The sequence below is a fragment of the Citrobacter sp. Ce129 genome, from assembly GCF_030334545.1.
In the GTDB taxonomy this organism is placed as follows: domain Bacteria; phylum Pseudomonadota; class Gammaproteobacteria; order Enterobacterales; family Enterobacteriaceae; genus Citrobacter; species Citrobacter europaeus.
In genome coordinates, this window is sequence record NZ_JAOWDS010000053.1 from 32270 (window position 1) to 48991 (window position 16722).

Annotated in this window: 18 protein-coding genes; 11 read left to right on the forward strand and 7 right to left on the reverse strand. The window is 51.9% G+C overall.

Translation table 11 applies throughout. From position 1 onward, the window contains the following. Positions 1 to 116 precede the first annotated feature (116 nt). The gene (gene tldD, locus OGV77_RS05175) at positions 117 to 1562 is read left to right on the forward strand and encodes a metalloprotease TldD (protein WP_003828819.1); all 1446 of its coding nucleotides are present in this window, start codon (positions 117 to 119) and stop codon (positions 1560 to 1562) included. A 48-nt stretch (positions 1563 to 1610) separates the two neighbouring features. Here the strand turns inward: tldD and OGV77_RS05180 are convergent, their stop codons facing one another. Together OGV77_RS05180 and aaeR are read right to left on the reverse strand one after the other, a co-directional pair. Beyond that, positions 1611 to 2225, reverse strand: coding sequence for a YagU family protein (locus tag OGV77_RS05180; RefSeq protein ID WP_080626035.1), 615 nt, complete (start codon positions 2223 to 2225; stop codon positions 1611 to 1613). A 228-nt stretch (positions 2226 to 2453) separates the two neighbouring features. Then, positions 2454 to 3368 (reverse strand): HTH-type transcriptional activator AaeR, encoded by a 915-nt coding sequence (gene aaeR / locus OGV77_RS05185; protein ID WP_043017820.1) that lies wholly within the window; start codon positions 3366 to 3368, stop codon positions 2454 to 2456. A gap of 184 nt (positions 3369 to 3552) precedes the next feature. On the opposite strand from aaeR, the gene aaeX reads away from it, so the two are divergent. From aaeX to OGV77_RS05205, 4 genes are all read left to right on the forward strand, one after another. Next, positions 3553 to 3756 (forward strand): p-hydroxybenzoic acid efflux pump operon protein AaeX, encoded by a 204-nt coding sequence (gene aaeX, locus OGV77_RS05190; RefSeq protein ID WP_003025177.1) that lies wholly within the window; start codon positions 3553 to 3555, stop codon positions 3754 to 3756. 7 nt (positions 3757 to 3763) lie between these two features. Continuing rightward, the gene (gene aaeA / locus OGV77_RS05195) at positions 3764 to 4696 is read left to right on the forward strand and encodes a p-hydroxybenzoic acid efflux pump subunit AaeA (RefSeq protein WP_043017819.1); all 933 of its coding nucleotides are present in this window, start codon (positions 3764 to 3766) and stop codon (positions 4694 to 4696) included. Between the two features lie 5 nt (positions 4697 to 4701). Further along, positions 4702 to 6669 (forward strand): p-hydroxybenzoic acid efflux pump subunit AaeB, encoded by a 1968-nt coding sequence (gene aaeB / locus OGV77_RS05200; protein ID WP_043017818.1) that lies wholly within the window; start codon positions 4702 to 4704, stop codon positions 6667 to 6669. 119 nt (positions 6670 to 6788) lie between these two features. Then, positions 6789 to 7067: a barstar family protein gene (locus OGV77_RS05205; RefSeq protein ID WP_043017817.1), complete on the forward strand. Its 279-nt coding sequence runs from the start codon at positions 6789 to 6791 to the stop codon at positions 7065 to 7067. A gap of 57 nt (positions 7068 to 7124) precedes the next feature. Here the strand turns inward: OGV77_RS05205 and yhcN are convergent, their stop codons facing one another. Both yhcN and argR read right to left on the reverse strand, forming a co-directional pair. Further along, the gene (gene yhcN, locus OGV77_RS05210; protein WP_003025165.1) at positions 7125 to 7391 is read right to left on the reverse strand and encodes a peroxide/acid stress response protein YhcN; all 267 of its coding nucleotides are present in this window, start codon (positions 7389 to 7391) and stop codon (positions 7125 to 7127) included. A gap of 375 nt (positions 7392 to 7766) precedes the next feature. Next, positions 7767 to 8237 (reverse strand): transcriptional regulator ArgR, encoded by a 471-nt coding sequence (gene argR / locus OGV77_RS05215; RefSeq protein ID WP_003025162.1) that lies wholly within the window; start codon positions 8235 to 8237, stop codon positions 7767 to 7769. Between the two features lie 436 nt (positions 8238 to 8673). On the opposite strand from argR, the gene mdh reads away from it, so the two are divergent. After that, positions 8674 to 9609 carry a malate dehydrogenase gene (mdh, locus tag OGV77_RS05220; protein WP_003025158.1) on the forward strand — a complete coding sequence of 312 codons (936 nt, stop codon included), beginning with the start codon at positions 8674 to 8676 and terminating at the stop codon, positions 9607 to 9609. 146 nt (positions 9610 to 9755) lie between these two features. Here the strand turns inward: mdh and degS are convergent, their stop codons facing one another. The 3 genes from degS to zapG all read right to left on the reverse strand — a co-directional run bounded on the left by degS (position 9756) and on the right by zapG (position 12847). Then, positions 9756 to 10823 (reverse strand): outer membrane-stress sensor serine endopeptidase DegS, encoded by a 1068-nt coding sequence (gene degS, locus OGV77_RS05225; RefSeq protein ID WP_003025154.1) that lies wholly within the window; start codon positions 10821 to 10823, stop codon positions 9756 to 9758. 89 nt (positions 10824 to 10912) lie between these two features. Beyond that, positions 10913 to 12280: a serine endoprotease DegQ gene (degQ, locus tag OGV77_RS05230; protein WP_043017816.1), complete on the reverse strand. Its 1368-nt coding sequence runs from the start codon at positions 12278 to 12280 to the stop codon at positions 10913 to 10915. Between the two features lie 168 nt (positions 12281 to 12448). Continuing rightward, positions 12449 to 12847 (reverse strand): Z-ring associated protein ZapG, encoded by a 399-nt coding sequence (zapG, locus tag OGV77_RS05235; protein ID WP_003025147.1) that lies wholly within the window; start codon positions 12845 to 12847, stop codon positions 12449 to 12451. 192 nt (positions 12848 to 13039) lie between these two features. Here zapG and zapE point away from each other — a divergent pair, with 192 nt between their 5' ends. The 5 genes from zapE (at position 13040) to sspB (ending at position 16685) form a co-directional block, all read left to right on the forward strand. Continuing rightward, positions 13040 to 14167 (forward strand): cell division protein ZapE, encoded by a 1128-nt coding sequence (zapE, locus tag OGV77_RS05240; protein WP_043017815.1) that lies wholly within the window; start codon positions 13040 to 13042, stop codon positions 14165 to 14167. 218 nt (positions 14168 to 14385) lie between these two features. Beyond that, positions 14386 to 14814 (forward strand): 50S ribosomal protein L13, encoded by a 429-nt coding sequence (gene rplM, locus OGV77_RS05245; protein WP_003025141.1) that lies wholly within the window; start codon positions 14386 to 14388, stop codon positions 14812 to 14814. Positions 14815 to 14829: 15 nt separating this feature from the next. Beyond that, positions 14830 to 15222, forward strand: coding sequence for a 30S ribosomal protein S9 (gene rpsI / locus OGV77_RS05250; protein WP_003025138.1), 393 nt, complete (start codon positions 14830 to 14832; stop codon positions 15220 to 15222). 315 nt (positions 15223 to 15537) lie between these two features. Continuing rightward, a complete protein-coding gene (sspA, locus tag OGV77_RS05255) occupies positions 15538 to 16176 on the forward strand; it encodes a stringent starvation protein SspA (RefSeq protein ID WP_003025132.1) in 639 nt (212 codons plus the stop codon). A gap of 5 nt (positions 16177 to 16181) precedes the next feature. Beyond that, a complete protein-coding gene (gene sspB / locus OGV77_RS05260; RefSeq protein ID WP_043017814.1) occupies positions 16182 to 16685 on the forward strand; it encodes a ClpXP protease specificity-enhancing factor in 504 nt (167 codons plus the stop codon). Positions 16686 to 16722 lie beyond the last annotated feature (37 nt).

Here is a 16722-nt window from a genome sequence, read left to right on the forward strand (position 1 = left end):
ACCGCAGTCCGTAGGCCGGAAAAGGCGTTCACGCCGCCATCCGGCATTGAAGTGCCTGATGGCGACGCTGGCGCGTCTTATCAGGCCTACAACAGAAACTAATGAGTACCAAAACGATGAGTCTGAACCTGGTAAGTGAACAATTGCTAGCGGCGAATGGCCTGAAACATCAGGATCTGTTTGCCATTCTGGGCCAACTGGCCGAACGCCGTCTTGATTACGGCGATCTCTATTTTCAGTCGAGCTATCACGAATCCTGGGTTTTAGAAGACCGCATCATTAAAGACGGTTCTTACAATATCGATCAGGGCGTTGGCGTGCGCGCCATCAGCGGCGAAAAAACAGGGTTTGCTTATGCAGACCAGATTAGCCTGCTGGCGCTGGAGCAAAGCGCCCATGCCGCGCGAACTATCGTTCGTGATAACGGTGACGGCAAAGTAAAAACGCTGGGGGCGGTAGAGCATCAGGCGCTTTACACCTCGGTTGATCCGTTACAGAGCATGAGCCGTGAAGAGAAACTGGATATTCTGCGCCGCGTAGACAGCGTGGCCCGCGCCGCCGACAAACGCGTCCAGGAAGTGACCGCCAGCCTGACCGGTGTTTATGAACTGATCCTGGTGGCAGCGACTGACGGTACGCTGGCCGCTGACGTCCGCCCGCTGGTACGCCTGTCCGTAAGCGTACAGGTCGAAGAGGATGGTAAGCGTGAGCGCGGCGCCAGCGGCGGCGGTGGTCGTTTTGGCTATGACTATTTCCTTGGTGACCTTGATGGTGAGGTTCGTGCCGACGCGTGGGCAAAAGAGGCCGTACGCATGGCGTTAGTCAATCTGTCTGCAGTTGCAGCCCCTGCGGGTACGCTGCCGGTGGTACTCGGCGCTGGCTGGCCTGGCGTTTTGCTGCATGAAGCGGTCGGTCATGGTCTGGAAGGTGACTTTAACCGTCGTGGCACCTCGGTATTCAGCGGTCATATGGGTGAGCTGGTAGCGTCAGAACTGTGTACCGTTGTGGATGATGGCACAATGGCGGATCGTCGTGGTTCCGTAGCTATCGATGACGAAGGTACGCCGGGTCAGTACAACGTGCTGATCGAAAACGGCATTCTGAAAGGCTACATGCAAGACAAACTGAATGCGCGTCTGATGGGCGTGGCGCCAACGGGTAATGGTCGCCGTGAATCTTACGCGCACCTGCCGATGCCGCGCATGACCAACACCTATATGCTGCCGGGGAAATCCACGCCGCAGGAAATCATCGAATCCGTTGAATACGGTATTTATGCGCCTAACTTCGGCGGCGGCCAGGTGGATATCACCTCCGGGAAATTCGTATTCTCGACGTCCGAAGCGTATCTGATTGAAAACGGTAAAGTGACCAAACCGGTGAAAGGCGCAACGCTGATTGGCTCCGGTATCGAAGCGATGCAGCAAATTTCGATGGTGGGTAACGACCTGAAACTGGATAACGGGGTTGGCGTTTGCGGTAAAGAAGGGCAGAGCCTGCCGGTGGGCGTGGGCCAGCCGACGCTGAAGGTGGATAACCTGACTGTAGGTGGCACCGCCTGAACTGAAAGGGTATAAAAATGGCGCTACTCTTGGGTAGCGCCATTTTTTTTAGCGTATATTGCCCAGCGGAATTTCAGGGTCTGGTTCGTGAGTGATGCGGTTACGCAAATCACGACGAATAATTTCGATCGACCAGAACCAGATAAGATGTCCTGCGATTTCAGATACGTGCTCGTACCACGGCAGTTCAAAGAGCGGAGGCGTCAGCCCCATCAGCGGGAACGAGATCATATGGACAAAAAGCTGAGCTAACGCGCCAGCCAGCAAACCCTGCCAAAGCTTAATTTTAGGGAAGACTTCTGCAACGATGCAATAACCTACGGCAAAGACGATAGAGAAAATAATATGCGTCACGCCAACCCAGTTAAATATATGCCCGGCAAATGTATATACAGCGGCGTTAGGATCGACAACGCCCAACCAGTCGCGTAAAAATATATAGGGAGGATTTAAGAAGTTGCGTGAGCAATCAATCTGGCTGGCCACTCTTATTAATTGTTCCGGTCCGCATGCGCCGGTGAATAAATCAGTAGGGCTGCGTGGAGGAAGGGGAACCTCTGCTCCCCATTTGACGAAAGAGGAGACGATCCCTGCAATCAAGCCAATAAACGCGGCGAGCCCGTAGCGCCTGCGCGAAGGTTGTGTTTGTTCAAATAGATTCATTTCTGATCCTTGCTTTAAGACATCCTGAAAAATATATTATTATTCATGCTGCTAACAATAAAATAACTGCCTGTATGTCAGGCCACTTACACGGTAAATGGTGAGTGGCGGTGGTGTCAATTATCTATTTTTGATAGGGTGCTGGAGTGAATTCTGAATTGTCAGAGGACAATCCAGGAAATATTCATGAGAAATATTCTTCTCGGGATGTTTTAATTATTCCTTTCGTCATCCTCGGACGCCCTGAAAAACGCCGACCACATCGACAAAATAATCCGACAGGTAGTTAATCACCACCTGGACCTTGAGCGGCAGTTTGTCTTTTTCGGTATACAGCGCATAGACCGGACGCGGATCCGACTGATAGCGGGGAAGCAGGATCTCCACTTCGCCACGATTGATCTCATTGATCACCCACATCAACGGCACATAGGCGATGCCCGCGCCTGCGGCCAGCCAGCGAACCAGCGTCATCGGATCGTTAGTCACGAATCGCCCCTCTGGGATCAGCCGGGTAGAGATCCCCTCCGGAGCAATAAGCTCGAACTCATTATCCGGGCGCACGCTGTACTCCAGCCACGAGTGGTTGCTGAGATCGGCGGGCTTCTCCGGGACGCCAAACTGCGCGAGATAGCTTTTAGCGGCGCAGACCACCATCGGCATAGCACCCAGGCGACGTGAAAACAGGCTGGAGTCCTGCAACGCGCCGACGCGAATAACCACGTCCAGACCATCGGCGATTAAATCCGGTGCCGGGATGCCGGTTACCAGATTTACGGTCAATCCTGGATACTCTTTCAGCATCTTTGAGGTCAACCCAGCGAGGACATTTTGTGCCATGGTTGAAGAACAGCCAATGCGCAGGGTGCCGATGGGGGTGTTGTTAAAGGCATAAAGCTGCTCGTGAACATCCTGTGCTTCGTGCAGCATTCGGCGGCAGCCCTGATAATAAATTTTTCCAGCTTCGGTTAGCCCAATGCTGCGTGTGCTGCGGTTTAGCAGCTTGACCTGTAGCTCATCTTCCAGTTTAGAGACCGTCTGGCTTATCGATGATACGCTCATTTGTAGCTGTCTTGCGGCGGCGGTGAAGGAGCCCAGTTCGACAACTTTGGCAAACACCGACATACGTTTTAATCGTTCCATTGTTCACTCTGGCTTAAAAGTGATTTAGATCACATAATATAGATAACAGCATAACAGTTACGTTAATATATTATTATTCAAATAACAGCTATGTCGCTCTCGCCTGGCTCATCCTTGCCCTTCTCTGCGGTGACATACGCTAGAAAATCTATCATCTGCACTCTCTTAAGCTACCAAGGTCAACATGAGTCTGTTTCCCGTTATCGTGGTGTTTGGTCTGTCCTTCCCACCGATTTTTTTCGAATTACTTTTGTCACTGGCGATTTTCTGGCTGGTGCGCCGGGTACTGGTTCCGACTGGCATCTATGATTTTGTCTGGCATCCGGCTCTGTTTAACACCGCGCTGTATTGCTGTCTGTTCTATTTAATAACGCGCCTGTTCGTTTGAGGTTGAAGTGAAAACACTAACAAAAAAACTCTCCCGTACGGCCACGACTCTCGTACTGGTCATTCTGGCCTTCATTGCCATTTTCCGCGCATGGGTGTTCTACACAGAGTCGCCGTGGACGCGTGACGCCCGATTCAGCGCCGATGTCGTTGCCATTGCGCCGGACGTGGCGGGTCTTATTACCAACGTTAACATCCATGATAACCAACTGGTGAAAAAGGATCAGATCCTGTTCACTATCGATCAGCCTCGTTATAAAAAAGCCCTTGAGCAGGCTGAAGCTGATGTCTCTTATTACCAGGTTCTGGCGCAGGAAAAACGCCAGGAGGCCAGTCGTCGTAACCGGCTGGGCGTACAGGCCATGTCTCGTGAAGAGATTGACCAGTCAAACAACGTCCTGCAAACCGTATTACACCAGCTTGCGAAGGCGCAGGCGACCCGCGATCTGGCAAAATTAGATCTGGAACGTACCGTGATTCGCGCGCCAGCAGATGGCTGGGTGACTAACCTGAATGTCTATAGCGGCGAATTTATTACGCGTGGCTCCACGGCGGTGGCGTTGGTCAAACAGCATTCTTTCTATGTGCTGGCCTATATGGAAGAAACCAAACTGGAAGGCGTTCGCCCTGGATATCGCGCCGAGATCACCCCGCTTGGCAGTAATAATGTACTGAAGGGCACTGTTGATAGCGTTGCGGCTGGCGTAACGAATGCCAGCAGTACGCGGGATGCAAAGGGTATGGCAACCATTGATTCCAATCTTGAATGGGTGCGTCTGGCACAGCGTGTGCCGGTGCGAATTCGTCTTGATGAGCAGCAGGGAACCCTGTGGCCTGCCGGGACTACGGCTACCGTCGTTATTACCGGCAAGCGAGATCGCGATGCAAGCCAGGAATCCTTCTTCCGTAAAATGGCGCACCGCCTGCGCGAGTTTGGTTAATCGCGATGGGTATTTTCTCCATTGCCAACCAGCATATCCGCTTTGCGGTAAAACTGGCGTGCGCGATTGTACTGGCGCTGTTCGTTGGTTTTCACTTCCAACTTGAGACCCCGCGCTGGGCGGTGCTGACCGCAGCCATTGTGGCGGCGGGCCCGGCTTTTGCCGCCGGCGGAGAACCTTATTCAGGCGCTATCCGCTATCGCGGCATGCTGCGTATTGTCGGGACATTTATTGGCTGTATTGCCGCACTGATTATTATCATCAGCATGATCCGCGCCCCGTTATTGATGATCCTGGTGTGTTGTATCTGGGCCGGGTTTTGTACCTGGATCTCATCGCTAGTGAAGATCGAAAACTCCTACGCATGGGGGCTTTCGGGCTATACGGCGTTGATCATCGTCATTACCATCCAGGCTGAACCGCTGCTGACGCCACAATTTGCGCTCGAACGCTGTAGTGAAATTGTGATGGGGATTGTCTGCGCCATTGTGGCCGATCTGCTCTTTTCGCCCCGTTCGGTGAAACAAGAGATTGATGTTGAACTGGACAGTCTGCTGGTGGCGCAGTATCAGCTTATGCAGTTGTGCATAAAGCATGGCGACAGTGAGGAAGTTGACAAAGCGTGGGGCGATTTAGTCCGGCGTACGGCGGCGCTGGAAGGTATGCGCAGTAACCTGAACATGGAGTCCTCACGCTGGGTGCGCGCTAACCGCAGACTGAAAGCATTGAACACGTTGTCGCTCACGCTTATCACGCAGTCCTGCGAAACCTATCTTATTCAGAACACCCGACCGGAACTGATCACTGACACCTTCCGCGAGTTGTTCGATACACCGGTTGAAACGGTGCAGGATGTCCATAAACAGCTGAAGCGGATGCGTCGTGTGATTGCCTGGACCGGCGAGCGCGAAACGCCGGTTACGATATATAGTTGGGCAGGCGCCGCGACACGCTACCTGCTGCTCAAACGCGGTGTGGTGAGTAATACCAAGATTAGCGCTACGGAAGAAGAGATCCTGCAAGGCGAGCCGGTGGTGAAAGTGGAGTCTGCCGAGCGCCATCATGCAATGGTCAACTTCTGGCGCACTACGCTTTCTTGTGTGCTGGGAACCTTATTCTGGCTGTGGACCGGCTGGACCTCTGGCAGCGGCGCAATGGTGATGATTGCGGTTGTCACCTCGCTGGCAATGCGTTTGCCCAATCCTCGCATGGTGGCGATAGACTTTATTTACGGTACGTTGGCGGCGTTACCGCTTGGGGCGCTCTATTTCCTGGTGATTATCCCCAATACGCAGCAAAGTATGCTGTTACTGTGCCTGAGCCTGGCGGTGCTGGGATTCTTTCTGGGGATTGAGGTACAGAAACGACGACTGGGTTCGATGGGAGCGCTGGCCAGCACCATTAATATCATTGTGCTGGATAACCCGATGACCTTCCACTTTAGCCAGTTCCTTGACAGTGCGTTGGGGCAGATTGTTGGCTGTGTGCTGGCGTTTATTGTCATTATGTTGGTACGCGATAACTCTCGTGACAGAACGGGGCGTGTGTTGCTCAACCAGTTTGTCTCGGCGGCGGTTTCAGCAATGACCACCAACGTGGTACGTCGTAAAGAAAACCACCTCCCGGCGCTTTATCAGCAGCTGTTTTTACTGATGAACAAATTTCCAGGCGATCTGCCGAAGTTTCGCCTGGCGCTGACAATGATCATCGCACATCAGCGCCTGCGCGATGCGCCGGTACCGGTGAACGAGGATTTATCCGCATTCCACCGCCAGCTTCGCCGTACTGCCGATCGCGTGATTTCCGCAGGAAACGACGACAAGCGCCGACGCTATTTTAGCCAGTTGCTGGAGGAGCTTGATATCTACCAGGAAAAATTAATCATCTGGCAAGCTCCACCGCAGGTGACCGAACCGGTAAAACGGCTCAGTGGGATGCTGCATAAATACCAGCATGCGCTGGTCAGTAATTAAGAGTTGAAAACCGACGCTAAAAGCGTCGGTTTTTTTATGGCTATACTTAGCTGAAAATACGAGAGACCCCTGTATATGGGCGGTCTGTAGAGTGGCTGGCGTCGGGATGGTGGCTATAGATGAACATCTATACATTTGATTTTGACGAGATAGAAGACCAGGGTGATTTCTATCGCGAGTTTACGCGCACGTTCGGTCTCGCCCGGGAAAAGGTGGTTGATTTAGATTCTCTGTGGGAGGTGGTTATCGGGGAAGTTTTACCGCTGCCGCTGGAGATTGAATTTGTCCATTTACCGGACAAGCTGCGCAGGCGATACGGCGCGCTGATTTTACTGTTCGATGAAGCGGAAGAAGAGCTGGAAGGACAGCTGCGCTTTAACGTTCGCCACTCAACGTAAGGCATAAAAAAGCCCCCGGCAGGCGGGGGCAAGTCGTCGGACTTAGACGACGAGGGTTTATTTGTAGAGTTCTGCAGTTGCGTGCCAGTGAGCGCCTTCACGGAGTTCGGTGACGCGATAGCTGCTGGCGCCCGCTTTTTCAGCTTTAGCGGCGATGGCCTGACGCATATCCATTGGTGAGCTACCGATCTGAGATACGGAGATGCTGCCCATGGATTGCAGGTTCTGTGCTTCTTGTGAGTTCACCTGAGTAACCGCGGCGCTTGCGCCGAAAGAGAGAACAGAAAGAAGGCTTAAGGTTGCAATAGTAGTTTTGATTTTCATGATATTTACCTCGTCGAATTCTTTTATAGGGGTCTGCGTTTCGTGACCCTCATCACAAAATCAAGTATACACTAATCACGCGATAAATTAATACCACGCTAATTGTTTCCCGGCGTATTAAGTGTTAAGAAAAATATTTTTTATAACAAAATGGAATTAAAAAGAGAGTTATAAACGCCGATTGTTGAGTAAATGCAATAAAATCATGTAGATATAAAATTTTGCAAAATGTGCGCTTTTGAACATGCACATTCACTGCGTGAATGACTTTTGACGGTTAAACGCACCATTTGTTAAATGAATGACAGTGGAAAGTAGAGGGAGGAGGGAGAAATCAGAGGTTTTTCCCCGCCGCGAAGCGACGGGGAGGAGACATTACAGCTCTTGTTCGAACAGTTCCAGAATGGCTTCGTACAAATCTTTTACCGTAAAGCCCTTAGCTGGGGTGGTGAAGATGGTATCGTCACCGGCAATCGTACCCAGAATACCTTCCGCTTTACCCAATGAATCCAGCAGACGTGCGATCAACTGAGCAGCGCCAGGGCTGGTATGAATAACCACGACCGCATCGTTATAGTCGATATCCAGTACCAGATTTTTCAGCGGGCTGGAGGTAGTAGGTACTCCTAACTCTGCCGGCAGGCAGTACACCATTTCCATTTTCGCATTGCGGGTACGCACGGCGCCAAACTTGGTCAGCATGCGAGAAACCTTGGACTGATTGATATTATCAAAGCCCTGATCCTGCAACGCGAGGACGATTTCGCCCTGAGAGCTGAACTTTTCTTCTTTAAGCAGCGCTTTAAACGCCTTTACTAATTCTTCTTGTTTTGCCGAGCTTCGCATAAGTCACCCGTAATATGGCGGTAGAAACAACATTATTGTGCATACAGATGAATTTTTATGCAAACAGTCTGCCTTGTTCAAGGCTGAAATAATGTTATGAAAGAGCGGAATTTTATCAAATTTCGTTATCAAGAAACATGCCTGTGTCACGGCTCGCAAATAAGCTTAAAAGTAAATTAAATGTTATCAAATTGATGTTGTTTTGAGAGGTGGGTAGGGTATATTGTCAGCACCTGTTGGAAAGTTGCTCTACTGTGCGGGTGGTTTTGAATTACGTAACTTAGGTTTTATTTTACGTAAGTTAAATGCATAAAAGCCAAATTTGCGTGACTACGCATTCTTGACGCGTGGTTGTTGTATTCGTTGGATTTGTGAATTAAGGTCGCCGCCGCGGAGCAATAGACACTTTGCTTATCAATATAATAAGGAGTTTAGGATGAAAGTTGCAGTCCTCGGCGCTGCTGGTGGTATCGGTCAGGCGCTAGCATTACTGTTAAAAACCCAACTGCCTTCAGGTTCAGAACTCTCCCTGTACGACATCGCTCCAGTAACGCCTGGTGTGGCCGTTGATTTGAGCCATATCCCTACTGCTGTGAAAATCAAAGGCTTCAGCGGTGAAGACGCTACCCCTGCACTGGAAGGTGCTGATGTGGTACTGATCTCTGCGGGTGTCGCACGTAAACCGGGTATGGATCGTTCCGACCTGTTCAACGTCAACGCGGGTATCGTGAAGAACCTGGTGCAGCAGGTTGCTAAAACCTGTCCGAAAGCGTGTATCGGTATCATCACCAACCCGGTAAACACGACCGTCGCTATCGCTGCAGAAGTGCTGAAAAAAGCAGGCGTATACGATAAGAACAAACTGTTTGGCGTGACCACGCTGGACATCATCCGCTCCAACACCTTTGTTGCGGAACTGAAAGGCAAGCAGCCTGGCGACGTTGAAGTCCCGGTTATTGGCGGCCACTCTGGCGTGACCATTCTGCCGCTGCTGTCACAAATTCCTGGCGTAAGCTTCACCGAGCAAGAAGCCGCTGACCTGACCAAACGTATCCAGAATGCGGGTACTGAAGTTGTGGAAGCTAAAGCTGGTGGCGGATCTGCAACCCTGTCTATGGGTCAGGCTGCAGCTCGTTTCGGCCTGTCACTGGTTCGCGCACTGAGCGGCGAAAAAGGCGTGGTTGAATGTGCTTACGTTGAAGGCGACGGTCAGTATGCTCGCTTCTTCTCTCAGCCGCTGCTGCTGGGCAAAAACGGCGTAGAAGAACGTCAGTCTATCGGCAAGCTGAGCGCGTTTGAACAAGCTGCGCTGGAAGGTATGCTGGATACGCTGAAGAAAGATATCACTTTGGGCGAAGAGTTCGTTAAGTAAGCCGAAGAGAGGCCTGCGTGTATTTGTTGGCCTGAAAGCTGCGCGCCATCAGGCATTACGTGCTAACTCCCTACGATATCGCCTAATAAAAACCGGAGCCAATGTGCTCCGGTTTTTTTATGGTAAGTGGACAGCCAGACGTGACGTTAATTGGTAGCCGGGTATTCCTGAATCGTTACCTGCAGCGTCAGCTGTTTGTCATCACGCATCACGACGACGGAGATAACCGAACCAGGGCGAATCTCTGCCACCTGGTCCATCGTTTCCAGCGCAGATACCGCCGGTTTGTTATTGACCGAGATAATCAGGTCGTTAACTTGAATGCCTGCCTGTGCCGCCGGACCGTCCGGCGCTACTTCGTTAACCACAATCCCCTGAATTTGATCCATTCCGCCACCCTGAGCGTGCAGTGGGGCAATTTCACGACCGCTGATGCCGATGTAGCCGCGAATCACGCGCCCGTCACGAATCAGCTTATCCATGATTTTAGTCGCCAACTGAAACGGAATGGCAAAGCCGATCCCTTCCGGGGTTTCGCCATCGTTGCTCTTATCAAATGACAGCGTGTTAATACCCATCAACTCGCCCAGCGAGTTAACCAACGCGCCGCCAGAGTTACCGTGGTTGATGGAGGCATCGGTTTGCAGGAAGTTTTGCCGCCCAGTCGGGTTCAGGCCAATACGGCCGGTGGCGCTGATAATCCCCTGAGTGATGGTTTGCCCAAGGTTGTACGGGTTACCAATGGCGAGAACCACATCGCCGATGTGCGGCACGCGTTTATTATTAATTGGGATTGTCGGCAGGCCGCCAGTGGCGTTGATTTTCAGCACCGCAAGGTCGGTTAACGTATCAGAACCCACGAGCAGCGCTTCAAATACACGTCCATCCTGCAGTGCGACGATGATTTGGTCGGCATCATTAATGACGTGCTTATTGGTAATGATATAGCCGCGCTGATCCATGATAACGCCTGAGCCGAGCGTGCGGATCTCAAGCTGGTTGTGCGCGGTACTGTTCATACTGCGGTTATAAACGTTCACGACGGCAGGCGCTGCACGGCGAACCGCCGGGTTATAGCTGGCGGGTGTTTCATCTGCACTGTCGAACTGCGGTGCGGTAAGTGTATTTATTTTGCGCAGAGAGGGCATCGCGGCCAGCAGAATAGCGCCGACGATTAAACCAATCGCGACCGAACGTAAAAGCTTCACAAACATGATGGCGGCGTCATTAATAAAGGGAACGGCAGCAGCATATCACGAGTTTACCGGACATCACACGGGGGGCTGATGTCCGGTTGCAGGCGTTAACGCAGGAGCAGGTAGATAGTTTCGTTTCCGCGAACCACCTGCAGAGCAATGATCGACGGTTTCGCTTCCAGCACTTTGCGCATTTCGGCGATCGAGTTTACGCGATCGCGGTTAACGCCAATAATAACGTCATCTTTATGCAGACCGGCCTGCGCGGCTGGACTGCTTTTTTCAACGTTATCAATTTTGATGCCTTTGGTGCCGTCTTTTAGCTGACCATCGCTGAGCGTAGCCCCTTGTAACGCAGGTGCAATCATCTCCGCACTGGCGGACGATGATGTACTGGTATCCAGGGTGACTTCAACCTCCAGCGGTTTACCGTTACGCAACAGACCCAGTTTGACTTTGGTCCCTGGTTCGGTTGTCGCAATGCGTGAACGCAGTTCGGCGAAGCTGTTGAGCGGTTTGCCGTTGAGACTGGTAATGACGTCGCCGGACTTTACTCCTGCTTTTGCGGAACCGGAGTTAGGCAGAACCTCGCTGACAAACGCGCCGCGCTGCACGTCCAGTTTGAACGCTTTGGCGATGTCGGAGGTCATTTCGGTACCTTTAATGCCCAACAGGCCACGTTTAATTTCACCAAACTGCATCAGCTGCTGCGCCAGCGTGCGCGCCATGTTGCTCGGGATTGCAAAGCCAATGCCGATACTGCCGCCGCCCGGGGCCAGAATCGCGGTGTTAATTCCAATCAGCTCACCGTTGAGGTTAAGCAGCGCGCCGCCGGAGTTGCCCCGGTTGATGGAGGCGTCGGTCTGAATAAAGTTCTCCAGACCTTCCAGGTTCAACCCGCTGCGACCCAACGCCGATACGATGCCGGAGGTGGCTGTTTGCCCCAAACCAAACGGGTTACCCACGGCCACCGCGAAATCACCCACGCGGAGTTTATCGGAGTCGGCAATGGCAATTTGTGTCAGGTTGCTGGGATGTTGAATTTGCAGCAGAGCGATATCGCTCTGATCGTCGCTGCCGATAAGCTTAGCGTCGAACTCACGGCCATCATTAAGCTGAACGCTGATTTTTTGCGCCTGGTTAATGACGTGGTTATTGGTCAGGACGTAGCCTTTGGCAGCATCAATAATGACCCCTGAACCCAGCCCTTCAAAAGGTTGAGAAGGTTGATCGGGAAGTTCATCACCAAAAAACTTTTTGAACTCTTCCGGGACTTTCTGTCCCTGAGTGGCGGTGCCTTCGACCCTTACGCTCACCACGGCAGGTAACACTTTCTCCAGCATCGGGGCGAGGCTGGGAAGCGCAGCCTGACCGGGAACCTGGCCGGGAATTGACGCTGCGGCCGGGAATGGCGCCGAGAGAGTTAACCCGACACTTAACGCTAATGCACTCAACAGCTGGGTTTGTTTTTTCATGGATCCTGCTCTCGTACCTTGAGTAAACGGAAGATGATTCAAAACAGTTTGATGTTATTGAATTTTCGGTTTGGTCACAATGAGGCTAACGACTAAATAATAGCTGGGACGGGAAGAGAAGCGGAGGGCGCAATTGCTGCGCCCAATAAATTTCTTAACGATGTGCGGTTAGTCGCGCTTTGCGCCGCTACGCAGCAGGCCTGATGCCCCTTCAGAATAGTCACGCGGCATCTGAACCGGCGCCTGATCGTTGCCTGCTTCGGACTCTGCCAGACGATTACGGAACGGGTTGTTTTCTGGCGACATACCCGGCAGCAGGTTGCTGGAGCTTTTCGCCATATGCTGGTAGATCTGACGATAATCGTCCGCCATGTTATCCAGCAATTCAGCGCTGCGGGCAAAGTGGCTCACCAGCTCTTCGCGGTACTCTTCCAGCTCAGCTTTATTTTTTTCCAGTTCGTACTGCAATGCCTGCTGTTGGCGTAATTTACGATTACCAAAACGCATGGCTACAGCACCAATAATGATACCGACGACTAACCCAATTAGCGCATATTCCCAGGTCATGAACATCTCCCGTTGTCTTGTGTTTCCGTAGGGTGTTGGCTTTAGGCTCCATGCCCGCGCCTGATTATGCCACTATAACCGCTAATCCCGTAGAAGTGGAATCCCGTGTTTATATCACGTAATGTAGAACGGCCTTTTTTTCGTCAACCGTGAGCGACGGCACATCGATTCTCAAGGAATAACAATAACATCATGCAAAGCCTTTCCCCGACATCGCGTTACCAGCAAGCCCTCAAAGACGGCAGTCATCAACCCGACAACGTACAACTAGAAGCCGTGAATCGACTGGAAACAATTTTCCAGGCGCTTACGACGCCGACACGTCCTGCACCGCAGGAGAGCGGACTGATGGCGCGTTTTGGTAAATTGCTGGGCAAGCGTGAGTCACCGACCAACGCGCCGGTGCGTGGTTTGTATATGTGGGGCGGGGTTGGGCGCGGAAAAACCTGGCTGATGGATCTGTTCTACCATAGCCTGCCGGGCGAACGTAAACAGCGTTTGCACTTCCACCGTTTTATGCTGCGCGTCCATGAAGAGCTTACTGCCTTACAGGGGCAGAGCGATCCGTTGGAAATCATTGCCGACCGTTTTAAGGCCGAAACCGACGTGCTGTGCTTTGACGAATTTTTTGTTTCCGATATCACCGATGCCATGCTGCTCGGCGGCTTGATGAAAGCGCTCTTTGCCCGTGGTATTACGCTGGTGGCGACCTCCAATATTCCGCCAGATGATCTGTATCGTAACGGTTTGCAACGCACGCGCTTTCTTCCTGCCATTGATGCCATCAAACAGCATTGCGACATCATGAATGTTGATGCTGGGGTCGATTATCGTCTGCGCACCTTAACGCAGGCGCATTTGTGGCTGTCGCCACTGAATGAGGAAACCCGCCAGCAGATGGATAAACTCTGGCTGGCATTAGCGGGAACCAAAGGTGAACATGCGCCGACGCTGGAGATCAATCATCGTCCGATGCAGACGCTGGCCGTCGAAAACCAAACGCTGGCGGTGTCGTTTACCACGCTCTGTGTCGATGCGCGTAGCCAACATGACTACATTGCGCTGTCGCGTCTGTTTCACACGGTGCTGTTGTTTGATGTGCCGGTCATGACCTCGCTGATGGAAAGCGAAGCGCGGCGTTTTATCGCGCTGGTGGATGAGTTCTATGAACGCCATGTCAAGCTGGTGATCAGTGCGGCATCACCACTCTATGAAATTTATCAGGGCGAGCGTCTGAAGTTTGAATTTCAGCGCTGTTTGTCGCGTTTGCAGGAGATGCAAAGCGAAGAGTATCTGAAGCGGGAACATTTAGCCGGTTAAACCTGCCGCAAATCACATAAAGGGGTCGATCTTTGACCCTGACTTCTCTATAATCTTGCGACCCCACGTTACGAGAGAGTTTTTTTCCCAAAACTTTCTATGCGCCGGCATAGGCTATTCGAAGGGGTAGGTTTGCTGGACAATGTCGTGTGAACCTCAACTGACAAAACGTTTGGGTGTTCACCAACGTGTAACTTATTTATTTGGGTAAGCTTTTAATGAAAACTTTTACAGCTAAACCAGAAACCGTAAAACGCGACTGGTATGTTGTTGACGCGACCGGTAAAACTCTGGGCCGTCTGGCTTCCGAACTGGCTCTGCGCCTGCGCGGTAAGCACAAAGCGGAATACACTCCGCACGTAGATACCGGTGATTACATCATCGTTCTGAACGCTGACAAAGTTGCTGTAACCGGCAACAAGCGTACTGACAAAGTGTACTATCACCACACCGGTCACATCGGTGGTATCAAACAAGCGACCTTTGAAGAGATGATTGCTCGCCGTCCTGAGCGTGTGCTTGAAATCGCGGTTAAAGGCATGCTGCCAAAAGGCCCGCTGGGTCGTGCTATGTTCCGTAAACTGAAAGTTTACGCTGGCAACGAGCACAACCACGCGGCACAGCAACCGCAAGTTCTTGACATCTAATCGGGATTATAGGCAATGGCTGAAAATCAATACTACGGCACTGGTCGCCGCAAAAGTTCCGCAGCTCGCGTTTTCATCAAACCGGGCAGTGGTAAAATCGTAATCAACCAACGTTCTCTGGAACAGTACTTCGGTCGTGAAACTGCCCGCATGGTAGTTCGTCAGCCGCTGGAACTGGTCGACATGGTTGAGAAACTGGATCTGTACATCACTGTTAAAGGTGGTGGTATCTCTGGTCAGGCTGGTGCGATCCGTCACGGTATCACCCGCGCTCTGATGGAGTACGACGAATCCCTGCGTGGCGAACTGCGTAAAGCTGGCTTCGTTACTCGTGATGCTCGTCAGGTTGAACGTAAGAAAGTCGGTCTGCGTAAAGCACGTCGTCGTCCTCAGTTCTCCAAACGTTAATTGTACTCTGCTTCGGCAGACAACAATTTGCGAAAAAACCCGCTTCGGCGGGTTTTTTTATCGTTTTTCTCCCCGTAGATCCACGGTAATCCGCTGATTGCCACCTCTTTTTCCCCATTTCAAGAATCGACTCACCACAAAGGTCACAAAATCTGGTAAACTATCATCCAATTTTCTGCCCAAATGTCCGGTATCGTTCATTTTTTGTTTGTATTTTGAACAGTAATGGCTTTTCCGAATCTGGGTGACATCACTTCTGGCTGGCCACTGAGTGGCTGGTAGCAGTAAAAATTCTGAATATACCTGGAGGTTTTCATGGCTGTCGCTGCCAACAAACGTTCGGTAATGACGCTGTTTTCTGGTCCTACTGACATCTATAGCCATCAGGTCCGCATTGTGCTGGCTGAGAAAGGTGTTAGTTTCGAGATTGAGCATGTGGAGAAGGACAATCCACCTCAGGATCTGATCGACCTCAACCCGAATCAGAGCGTACCGACACTGGTGGATCGTGAGCTGACCCTGTGGGAATCTCGCATCATTATGGAATACCTGGATGAGCGCTTCCCGCATCCGCCGCTGATGCCGGTTTACCCGGTTGCGCGTGGTGAAAGCCGCCTGTACATGCAGCGTATTGAAAAAGACTGGTACACGCTGATGAACGTCATCGTGAACGGTTCTGCTTCTGAAGCCGAAGTCGCGCGTAAGCGTCTGCGCGAAGAACTGCTGGCAATTGCGCCAGTATTTGGCCAGAAACCTTACTTCCTGAGCGATGAGTTCAGCCTGGTAGACTGCTACCTGGCGCCGCTGCTGTGGCGTTTACCGCAGTTGGGTATTGAATTCAACGGTGCAGGTTCGAAAGAGCTGAAAGGGTACATGACTCGCGTCTTTGAGCGTGACTCTTTCCTGGCTTCTCTGACTGAGCCTGAACGTGAAATGCGTCTGGGCCGGGGTTAACCTGTATGGATTTGCCACAGCTAACACCACGCCGTCCGTATCTGCTGCGCGCATTCTATGAGTGGTTGTTAGACAACCAGCTCACGCCGCATCTGGTGGTGGATGTGACGCTTCAGGACGTGCAGGTTCCGATGGAATATGCGCGTGACGGGCAAATTGTTCTGAACATTGCACCGCGTGCGGTGGGTAACCTGGAGCTGGCTAACGATGAAGTGCGTTTTAACGCGCGCTTCGGTGGTGTGCCGCGTCAGGTTTCTGTACCGCTGGCGGCAGTTCTGGCAATTTATGCTCGTGAAAATGGCGCCGGTACTATGTTCGAACCGGAAGCCGCCTACGACGAAGATGTCGCCAGCTTAAATGATGACGACAACGACGCGCCTGGTTTTGAGAGTGAACCGGTTATGTCGGTCATTGATGGCGATAAGCCTGATAATGGCGACGACAACGATCCGGATGACACGCCGCCGCCGCCTCGCGGTGGGCGCCCAGCGCTACGCGTAGTGAAATAAATAACAGGCCCTTTGGGGCCTGTTCTGTTTTCTGGCT